15 protein-coding genes are annotated in these 13871 nt (G+C 63.2%); 4 read left to right on the forward strand and 11 right to left on the reverse strand.

The window, feature by feature from the left end; translation table 11 throughout:
* Positions 1–63 precede the first annotated feature (63 nt).
* The gene (locus AC0J5Z_RS04785; RefSeq protein WP_475037791.1) at positions 64–1560 is read left to right on the forward strand and encodes a M60 family metallopeptidase; all 1497 of its coding nucleotides are present in this window, start codon (positions 64–66) and stop codon (positions 1558–1560) included.
* A 3-nt stretch (positions 1561–1563) separates the two neighbouring features.
* On the opposite strand, the gene AC0J5Z_RS04790 is transcribed toward AC0J5Z_RS04785, so the two are convergent.
* Positions 1564–2184, reverse strand: coding sequence for a TetR/AcrR family transcriptional regulator (locus AC0J5Z_RS04790; protein ID WP_475037793.1), 621 nt, complete (start codon positions 2182–2184; stop codon positions 1564–1566).
* Between the two features lie 99 nt (positions 2185–2283).
* Here AC0J5Z_RS04790 and AC0J5Z_RS04795 point away from each other — a divergent pair, with 99 nt between their 5' ends.
* Positions 2284–2601, forward strand: a complete 318-nt coding sequence (locus AC0J5Z_RS04795; RefSeq protein WP_475037794.1) for a hypothetical protein — start codon at positions 2284–2286, stop codon at positions 2599–2601.
* 80 nt (positions 2602–2681) lie between these two features.
* Here the strand turns inward: AC0J5Z_RS04795 and AC0J5Z_RS04800 are convergent, their stop codons facing one another.
* Genes AC0J5Z_RS04800 through uriH form a run of 3 tightly spaced genes read right to left on the reverse strand, consistent with a single transcriptional unit; the run spans position 2682 to position 6126 of the window.
* Entirely contained in the window at positions 2682–3638 is a 957-nt protein-coding gene (locus AC0J5Z_RS04800) for a ribokinase (protein ID WP_475037796.1), read from the reverse strand.
* Positions 3635–5080 (reverse strand): uridine transporter UriT, encoded by a 1446-nt coding sequence (gene uriT, locus AC0J5Z_RS04805; protein WP_475037797.1) that lies wholly within the window; start codon positions 5078–5080, stop codon positions 3635–3637. Before uriT ends, AC0J5Z_RS04800 begins: the two co-directional genes overlap by 4 nt.
* Positions 5080–6126, reverse strand: coding sequence for a uridine-preferring nucleoside hydrolase UriH (uriH, locus tag AC0J5Z_RS04810; RefSeq protein WP_475039544.1), 1047 nt, complete (start codon positions 6124–6126; stop codon positions 5080–5082). The genes uriT and uriH overlap by 1 nt, the downstream gene beginning before the upstream one ends.
* 189 nt (positions 6127–6315) lie before the next feature.
* Between uriH and AC0J5Z_RS04815 the strand changes: the two genes are divergently transcribed.
* A complete protein-coding gene (locus AC0J5Z_RS04815; protein ID WP_475037798.1) occupies positions 6316–7359 on the forward strand; it encodes a LacI family DNA-binding transcriptional regulator in 1044 nt (347 codons plus the stop codon).
* Here AC0J5Z_RS04815 and AC0J5Z_RS04820 read toward each other — a convergent pair.
* Complete coding sequence (locus AC0J5Z_RS04820) at positions 7356–7709, reverse strand: hypothetical protein (protein ID WP_475037799.1); 354 nt, start codon at positions 7707–7709, stop codon at positions 7356–7358. The two genes, AC0J5Z_RS04815 and AC0J5Z_RS04820, sit on opposite strands and share 4 nt — an antisense overlap.
* A 29-nt stretch (positions 7710–7738) precedes the next feature.
* Complete coding sequence (locus tag AC0J5Z_RS04825; protein WP_475037801.1) at positions 7739–8362, reverse strand: LysE family transporter; 624 nt, start codon at positions 8360–8362, stop codon at positions 7739–7741.
* A 170-nt stretch (positions 8363–8532) separates the two neighbouring features.
* Here AC0J5Z_RS04825 and AC0J5Z_RS04830 point away from each other — a divergent pair, with 170 nt between their 5' ends.
* Entirely contained in the window at positions 8533–9606 is a 1074-nt protein-coding gene (locus tag AC0J5Z_RS04830) for a DNA polymerase IV (RefSeq protein ID WP_475037803.1), read from the forward strand.
* 29 nt (positions 9607–9635) lie between these two features.
* On the opposite strand, the gene AC0J5Z_RS04835 is transcribed toward AC0J5Z_RS04830, so the two are convergent.
* The 5 genes from AC0J5Z_RS04835 to AC0J5Z_RS04855 all read right to left on the reverse strand — a co-directional run bounded on the left by AC0J5Z_RS04835 (position 9636) and on the right by AC0J5Z_RS04855 (position 13743).
* Positions 9636–10619, reverse strand: coding sequence for an aldo/keto reductase (locus AC0J5Z_RS04835; RefSeq protein ID WP_475037805.1), 984 nt, complete (start codon positions 10617–10619; stop codon positions 9636–9638).
* Positions 10620–10637: 18 nt separating this feature from the next.
* Positions 10638–11855, reverse strand: a complete 1218-nt coding sequence (locus AC0J5Z_RS04840; RefSeq protein WP_475039548.1) for an RNA polymerase sigma factor — start codon at positions 11853–11855, stop codon at positions 10638–10640.
* A complete protein-coding gene (locus tag AC0J5Z_RS04845; protein ID WP_475037807.1) occupies positions 11856–12230 on the reverse strand; it encodes a YciI family protein in 375 nt (124 codons plus the stop codon).
* 70 nt (positions 12231–12300) lie between these two features.
* Positions 12301–13146 (reverse strand): methyltransferase domain-containing protein, encoded by an 846-nt coding sequence (locus AC0J5Z_RS04850; RefSeq protein ID WP_475037809.1) that lies wholly within the window; start codon positions 13144–13146, stop codon positions 12301–12303.
* Positions 13147–13215: 69 nt separating this feature from the next.
* Positions 13216–13743 (reverse strand): MarR family winged helix-turn-helix transcriptional regulator, encoded by a 528-nt coding sequence (locus tag AC0J5Z_RS04855; RefSeq protein ID WP_475037811.1) that lies wholly within the window; start codon positions 13741–13743, stop codon positions 13216–13218.
* Between the last annotated feature and the right edge of the window lie 128 nt (positions 13744–13871).

The raw sequence follows: 13871 nt of genomic DNA on the forward strand, positions 1-13871 counted from the left end.
AAGCGCTTGCATTTAACCCCGTGAGGCTGGTCACAGTGGTCGGCCCGGACAAAAGGATGATCCATGAGTGAAAGCCATAGCCACGTCCCCGATTCACGTAAAGCCGAAAATTCAGGACCCCTGTCCTTGCGGGGTAGCACCATCAGCAGGCGCGGCGCTTTGGGTGCCATGGCGGTAGTCGCTGGAGGCCTGATGGTGCCGTGGGCCGCCGGGCCCGCTGCAGCCGATACCCGAACCAGCCAGTCACGCAGCAAAATCGTCACCGCGATGCCGGATTCCCACGGCTCGGAGGAGGACAGGCTCCAAATCTCCCTGTGCAACACGAACCTCCAATCTACTGGCTTTTACCTTCCCGCCGGTACGGCAATGACCGTGACCGTGAAGGCGATGACGGCACCGAATGCGGTGCTGGTGATTGGTGCCCCGGACGCCGATGCCCGCCCTGAGTTCAAGAAGTCTCGCGACTATCCGCTCAAGAGGGGTAAGAACGTCATCACCGACGGCGGCGGCGGCGTGATCTACTACAAAGTGGTCGGGACCAGCGGCTATGTTAGTGCAACCCTCGACGCCGTGGCGCAGCCCATGCCGTACTTCGTGTACGGCCGCACCAGCGAACTCGAATTCCAGCGGCAACTCGATGAGCGGCCAACCCCCTTCGTGGAGCTGGTGAGTGCGCATGCCACTGTCACCGTGGAGCGCGCGTCCGCCCTGCGGTATCGCTCCGAGAATCACTCCGAGCTGATGTTCACCTTCGAGGACCTGATCTCCATCGAGGACGTGACCAGCGGTTACGACGGTTCCAGTCCGCTTCATGCACGCCAAGCCCACCCGTACCATCTGGTGGGGTACCCCTCTGCGATCGCCAACGTCGGCGCCTACGCCACCCACAGCCACACGTCTTATCCGCCGCCCATCCAGGATCGGCTCCTGACGGTGGAGGGGCTGCGCATGCGGGGTTGGGGCATCTATCACGAACTCGGCCACCAGCATCAGCAGGTCACCTACAAGCCCACCTCCCTTACTGAAGTGACAGTGAACGTCTACTCACTGGCCGTGAACGCGAGCTTCGCCAAGAAGTATGGCCAGCAGCCTCGGCTGCACGTGCCGGATGGGACCACCGGCCTGACGCCGTGGGAGTCTGCGGTGCCGATGATCGGCAGTGAAGGGGTGGTGTACGGGACTACATTCGACGGCATGGAACGCCTGGTGATGTTCGAACAGCTCCGCCTGGGCTTCAAGAACTTCTGGCCGACGTTGCACAAGATCATCCGCGAGGAACGTCCTCCCAAGGGTGATTACTGGGATGAGGTCTACCGGCTGCGTAACTTTGTTGTGTGGGCCAGCAAGGCGGCCAAAGCCGACTTGAGCGACTTCTTCCTCAAGTGGGGTTTTGCCGTGGACGATGACGCGAGGGGCCAGATCGCAGCGGCAGGGCTCGTGCCGCCGTCGAGCGATCCTACGCTCATCCGCGATGAAGCGCAGCTCATGCTGGCAAAGCAGATCCGGGCGCAGAAATCGCTCGCAGCGCGCTCGCAGTTCGACGAGGCCGGCGTTCAGTAGAACCTAAGCGGTGGTCGCCGGGGCGTTGCCAAGTTCTTGCGCTTCGGCGGCCAGCGCTGCGGCCGCCAGATAGACGGTACGTACGACGGCGGCGCGTCGCCTTTCGGCCCGGCCCGGCTCGTCGCCCGCCATCAGTCCGTCGAGCGCAGGCAGGACGGGGGCGGCGTCGCACAGGCTAACGATGGTAATGAGGAGATCGCCCGCGTCTTCCCTGGAGATGCCGGGGAGTGCTGCGATGGTGCTGTTGACCTTCGAAGCGCAGTTGGCCATCCTCTTCGGCAGTCCGACGACCTCCGTGCCACGTTCCAGCCCTTCCCAGAACAGGAGACGTGGTGCCGTTGCATCTTTCTGGTGGTGGTCGAAGAGTCGGCCGGCGTAGTCTGCCATGGCCTCCGGTCCGTTGCCCTCGATGGGTACTTCATCCATAAGGGAGCTCAGTGCGGCGACGATTACGGCGTCGAAAAGCGCATTCTTATTGCCGAAGTACTGATAGATCCGCTCCTTGTTGACGCCCGCCTCTGCCGCAATCCGGTCAATCCGGGCGCCCGCAAGCCCACGCGTGCAGAACTCGGACGTGGCCGCCTGAAGCAGCAGTCCTTTGGTTCGCTCCGTGTCCCATGCCATATGGTCATATTACCAGTTTCCAACTAAGTGGTTGTAATTATCTGCAGCCTTGGTTATGGTAATTCCAAGCCAAAAGCAACCGTTTAGTTGGAGAATGCCATGACCGCACAAACCGCCTCCAAAGTCACCGCTGAGTCCGCGTCACCCGTAGCCCCGGCTCATCCGAAAATGCCGTCCGTTCACATCCGGGCCCTCATTACCTGGCTCGCCATCTTCCCGCTCGTGTCCATTGGCATGCTGCTCCTCGGCCCGATCATGGAGCCGTGGCACCCCGTCCTGAGGGCACTCCTGTTGACCGCTCTGGTGGTTCCGGCCGCGGTGTATGTAGTGGTCCCCCGGCTCATGGCCGGCCACGGCGCCCTGAGCCGCAAGGCAGTGGAGCGCGCGGCCGAACGCGCAACACGCAAAGCCGCTTAACCCAAAGTAGGTCGCAATTGAGCGCGTTTTGGGGGTTCAAAACGCGCTCAATTGCGACCCAGTTGGGTGCAACGCCGGGACTAAGCGTCCCGAAGCTGCTCGACGTCGGCGATGGTCGGGTACGCGGCCTGCGTGCCCTTCTTCGTAGCGGCCAGGGCAGCGGCCACCGAGGCGAATGCTGCGGCATCCGCGAGGGATTCGCCGGCAGCCAGGCGCGCGGCAACTGCACCAGTGAAGGCGTCGCCGGCGCCTGTGGTGTCCACGGCGTTCACGCGCGTAGGGGCAATACGGGTGATCTGATCCTCGGTACCGCGGGCCAGCGAATCCAGGACCACGGAACCGTGTGCGCCGAGGGTCACCAGAACCCGCTGCAAACCCCGGCCGACGAACTGGCTCCGGACCGGCTCCCACGCCTCCACACTAGCCTCGGCGTCAGGTACGTCGGCTTCTGCACCCAGGAACAACGAGGCTTCGTGCGCGTTCACCAGCAGCACATCGCTTAACCCGGCCAAACGCTCCGGAACCTCGGCGTAAGGCGAGAGGTTCAGTAGAACTGTTGCTCCGGCGTCGTGCCCTGCTTGGGCCGCGGCGATTACGGTATCGGTCCCCACCTCCAGGCAGAGGCACACCACAGCCGCATCCTCGAAGGTGTCGGACGTAACGTCCGACGGCCTCAGCGTACCGTTGGCACCGGCCGAGATGATGATGCTGTTCTCACCGCTGGCGTCCACGGAAATGACTGCGACGCCGGTGGCGACGTCGGAGCGTCGGACGCGGGAAACGTCCACTCCTGCGCTGCCCGTCGAGTCCAGGAGCATGGTGCCGTTGGGGTCGTCACCCACGGCACCGATCAGGCTGACTTGACCGCCGAGCTTGCTGGCCGCCACAGCCTGGTTGGCGCTCTTACCGCCGGGATTCACCGCGAAACCGTTGCCATGGACCGTCTCGCCGGGTTGCGGGAGGCGGTCGCAGTAGATAGTCAGGTCCGCGTTGAGGGAGCCGACGACGACGATTCCCGCCTTGGGTGCGCTGGTCATGCTGCCACCTTTTCATTGTCGGTCACTTCTGCGTCGACAGGCTTTGGAATCAGGAGCGATGCCGCGAAAGCAGCGAACGTGATGACGAGCCCCACCACGACGACGGTCAGGTAGGAGGCCTTGGCGTCATTCAGGGAGGCTGTGGCGACGAGGACCGCAGGCAGGACAAGGAAGCTGAGACCGGCACCGAGGTTGAAAGCGCCGGCGTTCATGCCCGGGAGGAATCCGGGGTTCCCCTGCGGCGAGAGGACCACGCCGAGTCCGTTCAGCATGATGTTGACGGTACCGGCGTACATGATGCCCAGCAAGGCGGTACCCACGATCATCATGGGGAGGTTGTTGAGGCCGAAGAACGCGATGATGGCCAGTGCCACGAGGCTGCCGATCAGGCCGATGCGCAGGACCTTGGTGTAACCGAGGACGGGAGCCAATCGCCCGCTGATCGGTCCGAAGAGCCAGCCAAGCAGCGCATACGGGGTCAGGATGATGAGCGACATCTCGGTGGGTCCCACGGCGAAGCCCGGATCTGCGGCCTGTACGTACGCCGGGACGATGCCGTTGATGACCGCGAAGATGCCGGTCATGGTGAGGGTGGTGGTCAGCAGCGGTGCCCATGTGGAGCGCTGACGCAGGTGGACGGTTTCCACCATGGGTTGCTTGGCGCGCTTCTCAACAGTCCAGAACGCAAAGAACGCGACGGCGGCAATCACCGTAAGCACGATCGCGAGTGTCAATGTTCCGGCATCGAAGGCTGCGGCGAGCTTCGCGCCCTCGTTCAAGGCTGTTAGGAGTGCGCCCACGGCGATCACGATGAAGAAGACGCCCAGCCAGTCCATGGTGGTGCCAGCGGCGGGCTTGCTCTCGCCTGCCAGGACGGCGATCAACACGGTAGCCACGAGCGCGAGGGCCACCATTAGCCAGAAAATGCTGCGGAAGCCGAAGTTTTCAGCGAAGTAGCCGCCCACGAACGAGTCCACCCCGGCCACGCCGCCGTTGACTGCGGTAATGAGGCCCATGAGCGTGCCGTACTTGCGCGGGTTGCTGACCGCGGAGCGGAGCATGATCAAGCAAAGCGGAACCGTGGGGCCACTGACGCCCTGGATGATGCGACCCACGAAGAGCCACGTGACATCAGGGGCAAGTGCGGCGATGACGGAACCGACAGCCATCAGGAGCATCATGCCGACGAGGATCTTCTTGCGGCCCACGATGTCGCTGAGGCGCGGGAGGAAGAGGGAGAACAACGCGGCGGCCGTGAAGAACCACGTCTGTGACAGGCCGATGGTCGCCTGGTCAGTCTGGAGTTCGTTGCCCATGGTGACCAGGGCCGGGCTGAGCATGGACGCGTTGAGCTGGAAGGCCACGCAAGCTGCCAGCAACGCAACCATGAGGGCAGTGACGTTGCCGCGGGTGGACTTCGTTTTTGATGAGAGCGAGGACATTACTTGGCCTCTCCTGCCAGGATGGCCCCTGCTGTGGCGCTGACTTCGGATTCGGTGACGTCGGCGCCAGCGGTGGCGTGAGCGCCGTCGTCGTGGGTTGGTTCGCCAATCCTGACGATCGCGTCGGTAACAAGATCCCAGAACTTCTTGTGGTCCAGGTCAACGGCAACGGACGTATGGCAGTCCTCTGGAGCAGGTGCGCGGAAGTCGGCCACTGTCATGCCGAGGGTGAGCTTGCCTTGGAGTTCGATGTCCACGGGAACCTTGCGGGTGGTCATAACCGTGGGGTCGATGACGTAAGCCACGGCGCACGGATCGTGGACCGGCGGGAAGTCAAAGCCCTGCGCGTCCTTGTAGGTCTTCTTGAAGAAGTCCATCAGTTCCAGGACGAACTTGGCGGGCTTTGTGCCTATGGTTGCGATCCGGTCCACGACCTCATCCGTGGCCAGCGCCTGGTGCGTGAGGTCGAGGCCGACCATGACGACCGGCCACTTTTCGTTGAAGACGATGTGCGCGGCTTCGGGGTCGATGATGATGTTGAACTCCGCCACGGCGCTCCAGTTGCCTACGTGGTAGCCGCCGCCCATGAGGACAACTTCCTTGACGCGGTCCACGATGCGGGGTTCCTTGCGGGCGGCCATGGCGATGTTGGTGAGCCCTGCGGTGGGGACCAAGGTGACGGTGCCCGGCTCATGCGCCATGACCGTTTCAATGATGAGGTCGACGGCGTGGCGCGGGTCCAACTCGATGGCGGACTCGGGCTGCTCCGGGCCGTCCATGCCGGAGTCGCCGTGGATACTGGGGGCTGTTTCGATAGTGCGGACCAGGGGACGGTCGCAACCTGCGGCGAACGGAACGCCTGTGATGCCCGCGATCGTAGCTACTGAGAGGGCGTTGCGGGTGACCTTCTCGAGGGTCTGGTTGCCCACCACCGTCGTGACCGCGAGCAGTTCGATGTCCGGGTTGCCGTGTGCCAGCAGCAATGCCACTGCGTCGTCATGGCCAGGGTCGCAGTCAAGAATGATCTTCTTGCGTGCCGGTGTCATGGTGTTGGGATCCACGTTTCTCTCCACGTCATTGGGGCCTGCCTGGAACTTGCCCGGGGCAGGGCGCTAAGCATTCAGGGGAATTCTGGCACTGCTTTGTGGGCTACGTCAAACGCTTAACGTTCGAGGCGTTAAGCGCTTGATGCCTTCTCGCAGGTGAGAGCGGGTTATGAACGCTACGATCGATGCATGGAATCCCTCGATCGGCGCCATGGCCGCGCGCCCCGCTCGCCACGCGTGACGGCTGCGATGGTGGCAGCGCGCGCGGGCGTGTCGACGGCGACAGTTTCCTTGGTGGCCAACGGTAAGACGCAAGGGCGTGTCTCGGAGGACAACATCTCCCGAGTCCGTTCGGCGATTTCCGAGCTGGGCTATGTGGTGGACAGCATCGGCAGTTCCCTGGCCCGCGGGGTCAGCTCCATTGTCATTTTGGTGACGCCGGATGTGTCCAACCCCTTCTTCGCCAATGTCATCGCCGGCGTGCGGGAATCGCTGGGATCGGAGTACCAGCTGCTGCTCTCCGTGACTGACGCCGGAGAATCACCCCAGGCTGACGACGTACGCAAGTTGCTGGCGCTCCGGCCTGCTGGCTTGTTGGTGGGTGCTCCGAGTGCAGAATTCCTGGAGGACCTGTCCGCAGCGGGGCCTCTGGTGCTGTTGGACGCGCCGGGCCTTGAGTCCTACGCACCCTCTGTGAATCTCGACGTTGCCCAAGGTGCACGCGAGCTGGCTCGGCATTTAGCTGCTTCCGGCCACACGCGGGCCGCCTACGTGGACGGTGTGACGGGTACAACCACTTTCCAGCTGCGCCGGGAGGCTTTCCTGGAAGAGGCCTCCGCATGTGGGCTTTCGGTGGCGGACGGGCACGTCATCAGCACATCGATCGACGTCGGTGCTGCCGCTGCCGCTTTCGCCGATGCCTGGCCGGTGTGGCAGCGCGAGGGGGTGACCGCCGTCGTGTGCGGTACCGATACGCATGCCTATGGCGTGCTGCAGGAAGCCCGTGTTGAGGGTGTCCGGATCCCTGAGGAGTTGGCCGTTGCGGGCTTCGACGACCTGCCCTACTCGGCCACGAGCAACCCCGGCCTTACCAGCGTGCACCTGCCCGCCACCCCGCTGGGGCGGAAGGCGGGGGAGCAGCTACGCGGGCTCATGGAAGGCGTGGCATTGGAGGAAGCGCATGTGACGCTTGAAAGCTCGCTGGTGGTGCGGGGATCTACGGCGCCGGTTTAGCGGGCCAGCGGGCGGAGTTGCTCTTCCGAAATGGGGTTCGACACCGTGAAATAGATCTGGGGTGCCGTCATATCGCCCCAGTCTTCCTTCTTCACGCGGACGACATCAGGTGTCACTTCGGCGATCCGAACACGCAGCCAAGCACCGTCGTCGAGGAGTAATTCGTGGGGTTCGGCGAGGTAGCGGAGGCCGAGATCATCGAGTGTTTCCTCGGCGGTAAACCAATCCACAACGTCAGTGCGCGGGCGTCCCAGCATGTCGATAGCGACGAATCCGTCGCTTACCGGCTTCATCCAACCCACGTGTTCGCCGTCGTCAGCACGTCGGTGCTCGATCCAGTCAGCATCCATGACCTCGACGGTAGCAGGGCACGCCGCGGCTAGTGGATGACCGCCAGCAGGATGCCGACCAAGACGAACAGGCAGCCGAAAACGCGGTTGAGGACCTTCTGGCCCTGCTGGTCGTGGGTGAATCGCTGGAATGACCGTGCGGCCAAGGCGAAGAAGAACCACATCACCACGATGTCGATGACCAGGACCGTGGCTGTTAACACTGCGTACTGCTGAAGCAGCGGTTGGTCCGGCCTGATGAACTGCGGCATGAAGGCCAGGAAGAAGACGATGGCTTTCGGATTCAGCAGGTTCACCCAAATGCCACGTTGGAACATGGACAGGGCGGACTCGTTCTTCTGGTTCGCAACCTCTTCCTTGTCCAAGTCCGGCCTGTGCAGGAACTGCCGGATACCGAGGTATACCAGGTACGCGGCGCCGGCGTACCGGATGACATTGAAGATCACCGGAGAGTTGGACACGAGCACGCCGACGCCCAGAGCGACGATCACGATATGGATGACCAAGGCCACCTGCTGACCGAGGATTCCCCAGATGGAGCGTCGGAAGCCGGAATTGAGCGAGTTGCTCATGGTGAAGATGGCACCGGCGCCGGGTGTGAAACTGATCAGGGTGCCGGCGCCAACCAGGGCCAGCCAAAGTGAAAACTGCACCACCTCAGCTTATGCCGGTGAGGCGGGTGCCCAGGACGCGTACCTTCACCACCTGCTTTGGCGGAGGGAGACCGGGAACGCAGCCGGAATGGGTTGATTTCGTCCGCGTCGGCATTCAAAGAAGGTGGTGAAGGTACAGCCAAGGCCACGGTTTAGGGCAAACTAATGCCGTGAGCGGAATCCCGTGGGTACTGCACGTTGACCTTGACCAGTTCATTGCGGCTGTCGAGGTACTCCGTCGGCCTGAGCTCGCAGGTAAACCGATCATCGTGGGTGGTCGGGGAGACCCCACGGAGCGGGCTGTGGTGTCCACGGCATCCTACGAAGCACGGGCTTTCGGCGTTGGCTCCGGAATGCCCTTGCGCATCGCAGCGCGGAAAGTGCCGGATGCCGTCATCCTGCCCGTCGATCAAGAGGCCTACCTCGCAGCGTCGGACGTTGTGATGGCCACCCTCAGGGAACAGCCCGGCGCCACTGTTCAGGTACTGGGCTGGGACGAAGCCTTTGTTGGTGTCGAGACCGAGGACCCGGCAGCCTACGCCAAACAGATACAGGCCGCCGTCCTCGAAGAGACGCAACTGCACTGCAGCGTGGGCATCGGCGACACGTTGGTCCGCGCAAAGAACGCCACGGATTTCGGCAAACCAGCCGGCATCTTCCGGCTGACCAAAGAGAACTGGCTGGAAGTCATGGGCCACCGGCCAACGAAGGACCTGTGGGGCGTTGGACCAAAAGTGTCGCAGCGTCTGGCGAAGCACGACATCACCACGGTGGCAGAGCTCGCCGCGACCGACCCCCAGGAACTGGTCCCGGAGTTTGGTCCCAAGATGGGGCCTTGGTATGCGCAATTGGGACGCGGCGAAGGTTCCAGCGAGGTGGATGACACCCCGTGGGTGGCCCGAGCGCATGGCCGTGAGACCACCTACCAGCAGGATCTGACCGAGCCCTCCCAAGTCAGCGACGCCATCAAGGAGTTGACGGCACGCGTCCTGGAGGACGTTGCCGCCGAAGGGCGTCCGGTGATCGGACTGACGCTCAAAGTCCGGTACGTGCCGTTCTTCACCAAGACTTACGCAAGGAAGATCCCTGAGTCATTCGACCGCGAGGAAGTCCTCGCGCAAGCTTTGGATCTCACAGCAAAGATCGAACCGGACCGTCCGATCCGGCTCCTCGGGTTGCGTGCAGAGATGTCCATGCCGGACGATGCCCGAAAAGGACACACGCCGACTCGCGGCGGCTGGTAACGGCATAACGCTCGACGGCGGCCCGGCGTCTACCAGCGGGGGTGGATCGCTTCGCGGAAGTAACGGTCGTAGATGTCCCGAACGCCCTCAGTCAATCCAGCCCCTACGGACTGCAGCTCCCCGGCTTCTGCGTTGGAACGTGCCTGCGACGCGGACCGTGCTCCCGGAATGACCGATGTGACACCGTCCTGGGCGATGACCCAGGCGAGGGCCGCTTGGACGGTACTTACGCCGTCGGGTACTAGTCCGCTGAACTCCTGGGCGGCCTTGACGCCGGTTGCGAAGTCGACGCCTGAGAACGTCTCGCCGACGTCGAATGACGATCCGTCGCGGTTGTAGTTCCGGTGGTCGTCCTCGGGGAATTCCGTGTCCTTCGTGTACTTTCCGGACAGCAACCCTGACGCCAGCGGCACGCGGGCGATGATTCCCACACCGGCTTCCTTCGCAGCGGGCAGAACCTCATCGAGGGGCTTGAGGCGGAAAGCATTGAGGATGATCTGTACGGATGCAGTGTTCCCGCGCTTGATGGCCTCGAGGGCTTCGTCGGTCCGTTCGACGCTGACGCCGTAGTTGCGGATGGCCCCTTCGCTGACCAAGGTATCCAGTGCGTCGTAGACCTCGGAGTTGTTGTAGACAGCGGTGGGAGGGCAGTGAAGCTGGACGAGGTCCAGGGTGTCCTGCTGCAGGTTGCGGCGTGAGCGGTCGGTCCAGGCGCGGAAGTTGTCCAGGGTGTAGTTCTCCGGAACCTGATCCACGCGGCGCCCCATCTTGGTGGCCACCGTGATGTCGAGGTCCGGATGTGCGCGGAGGAAGCGTCCTATGAACTGCTCACTCCGCCCGTCGCCGTAGACGTCGGCGGTGTCGAAGAAATTGACGCCTCCTTCTACCGATGCGTCCAGCACGGCAAAGGCGTCGTCTTCGGTGACGTCACCCCAATCGGCTCCGAGTTGCCATGTGCCCAAGCCAACGGTGGATACGGATCGGCCGGTCTTGCCAAGTATGCGCTGTTCCATGAGTTCGACTATATGGGGTCATTGCTCAGTCAGCTTGGCAACTTTCCCCATCAAGTACCGCCGCTCCTGCAGGCTGCCCGTCTTCTTCGCAGCGGCCAGGTACGCGGCGCGGGCCTCCGCGTACGAGCCCGCCATCTCCAGCAGGTGCCCCCGCACGGCGTCCAAACGGTGCGACCGCCCCAGCACTGGATCCAGCCCGGCCAGCGACTCAAGTCCGGCGGCAGGTCCGTGCACCATGGCAACGGCAACCGCGCGGTTCAGCGTGACCACGGGACTGGGAGCGATGGCTTCAAGGACGGTGTACAGGGCGAGAATCTGCGGCCAGTCGGTGTCTTCGTTGGAGGCGGCCTCCGCGTGAACGGCAGCGATGGCTGCTTGAAGTTGATACGGCCCAGCGGCCCCACGTCCGAGGACGGACGACAATAGCGCGATGCCCTCCCTAATCTGTCTTCGGTTCCACAACCTTCGGTCCTGCTCAGCCAGCGGGACCGGCATCCCGTCCGGCAGCGCCCGGGCGGAACGACGGGAATCTGTTAGCAGCATCAGCGCCAGCAGCCCGGTCGCCTCAAGCTCAGCCGGCGCGGCGCTCACCACCATGCGGGCAAGCCGGATCGCCTCCGTCGTCAGATCCTCACGCTGCAGCGACGGACCCGAGCTTGCTGCGTAGCCTTCGTTGAAGATCAGGTACAGGACATGAAGTACGACGCCGAGCCTTCCCTTGCGCTCGGAAGCAGGCGGCATGCTGAACGTTGCTCCCGCCTTCCGGATCCCCTGTTTCGCACGGCTGATGCGCTGTCCCATGGTCGCTTCGGGGACCAGGAAAGCAGAGGCGATTTCCGCCGTCGTGAGTCCTCCAACTGCCCGAAGCGTCAAGGCCAGTTGCGAGGGTGCCGATAAGGCGGGATGGCAGCAGAGGAACATCAAAGTGAGGGTGTCGTCGGTTTCCGAGACGGAGCTGTACTGAAAATCCATGGCCGCGGCACGTTCCTCCCGGGAGCGACGCGCGCTTTCACTCCGGTAAAGGTCCACCAAGCGCCGGGACGCAACCGCCGTCAACCACGCCCTGGGATTGTCCGGCAGCCCGGAGGGCCACTGAAGGGCGGCCTCAAGGAGTGCTTCCTGGACGGCATCCTCACACGCATCGAACTGTCCGTGCGTACGTGCCAGCACGCCGAGGACCTGCGGCGCCAACGTGCGCAGCAGGTCCTCGATTGGTGTGCCCTGCGGGGAACCCAGTCAGACCTCCGGTGGAGCTTCCTGCGGTGGAGCTTGCTGAACTTCGCGTAGCTCCACCACCTGCGCGTACTTCACGATGCTTGAACAGATCTCCACGGCACGTTCCTCGCTGGCCACATCAACCACCCAGTAGCCCACCAGCGACTCCTTGGATTCGGCGTAGGGGCCGTCCGTGGTGATGACGCCGTCGGGTGTCTGCTTCACGAGCTTCGCGGTGCTGCCATCGGCCAGGCCCGCGTTGAACACCATCTCGCCGGATTCGGTGAGGTCCTTGTCGATCTGGATCATGAAACCGATCATTTCCTGGATCCAGGCTGGGTCCGCAGTTTCCATCATGCTCTCGGCCGATCCGAACATCATGATCATGTATTTCATCTCAAACTCCTTGTGAGGAGCGCCCTGTGTGGGTGCTTTCACTCATGGGTCGGAACTGCGGTGGGCATTTCTACATGGTTCGGCAAACTTTTTGAAAGTTCAGGCCCCGAGCGATCACCTCGCCGTTGGGAATGAGGAAAAAGCCGTCATCGGTTGCTCCCCAACGATGCCAGCCTGCGGCGATCCGGGCGAGGTCGGCCTCGTTGGCGAAACCGTATTCAAGTGCCTGTTCAGCAAAGGCCGAATGAAGAACGCGCTCGCTCCAGACGCGGGATTGCCAAGCGCGCTGCTGGGCCGTGGCGTAGAGCCAATTGCTGCTGGTTGGAGCCACCTGGGTGAAACCTGCCTGCTGGGCCCAGGAAACCAGGCGACGGCCGGCGTCGGGTTCTGCTCCGTTGCGCCGGGCGATCCTTTGGTAAAGCTCCATCCAGTCGTCCAACTCGGGGACTTCCGGGTACCAGCTCATGCCGTGGAAATCGGCGTCGCGGACGGCAACAATGGCACCAGGCTTGGCCACCCGGCGCATCTCGCGGAGGGCGGCGACGGGGTCAGTCAGGTGCTGGAGGACCTGATGGGCGTGGACGAGGTCGAAGGACTCGTCCTCAAAGTCGAGATCATAAATATTGCCCGTCTGGAAGGTCACGTTGTCCACGCCGCGCTCGGTTGCCAGTTCTGTGGCTTGCGCGACGATGTCGGCGGACCGGTCCAAGCCGACCACTTGCCCGGGCGCAACCAGCCCAGCGAAATCGCAAGTGATGCTGCCGGGTCCGCACCCGACGTCGAGCACTGACGTTCCGGGGGTGAGATGGGGAATCACAAACGCGGCCGAATTCTCGACCGTCCGTGAGGCGTGGGCCCGGACAACCGACTCGTGGTGCCCGTGGGTATAGACATCTTCAGGCTGCTGCGCGTTCATAGGGAAACGCTACCCAACTGGGTCGCATTTGTGCGCGTTTTGGGCGGTCAAAACGCGCACAAATGCGACTCAGATGGGTTCGGGTTGGGTGGCTTCCTCGCGGGCGGCCAAGGTGGCTTCCACCATGTCAGTCATGAACCGGGTGACAAGTTCCAGCTGCTCAGCGCTGTAGTCGGCCATTGCCTGGCCCATGCGGATTGCGAGTGGCATGAACATGGCGCTTCCGTCCCGGTACGCCTTGGGTGTCATCTGCAACTGGACTTGCCTGCGGTCGGTGCCAAGACGTTCACGCACCACGTGCCCGGAAGCGTGCAGGCGGTCGACCAACGCCGTGGTGGCGGGGGAGCTGAGCCTCAGCTCGGTTCGCAGCACGCCTGGCGTGACCACTTTGCCCGCTGCGGAGTGGCGCATGATGACAGCGAGGGCGTTGAGGTCCGTCCGGTGCATGTGGTTCCGGCCGCCAGCGGCGTCCACGTAGTGGTTGGCTTCGAGGGTGAAGTCCTGGAGGAGGCGCACCAGTTCTTGGGGAGCGGCGTTCCCGGGGCGGCTTGGTCCGTGCTGACCCGCCTCAGGGCGCGGGACTGATGGGTCTGACATCTCCGCCCTCCTGCCAGCGTTGTCTCTTATTTACTGCCTTCCGGATATTACTCCCAGCGGCCCGGGAATCCGGCATCTGTATCGATCCGGCCTTGGAATAGTTCCATGATAGAGATAATCTATGGTGG

The sequence above is a fragment of the Paenarthrobacter sp. TRD_SC_7 genome (assembly GCF_056156245.1).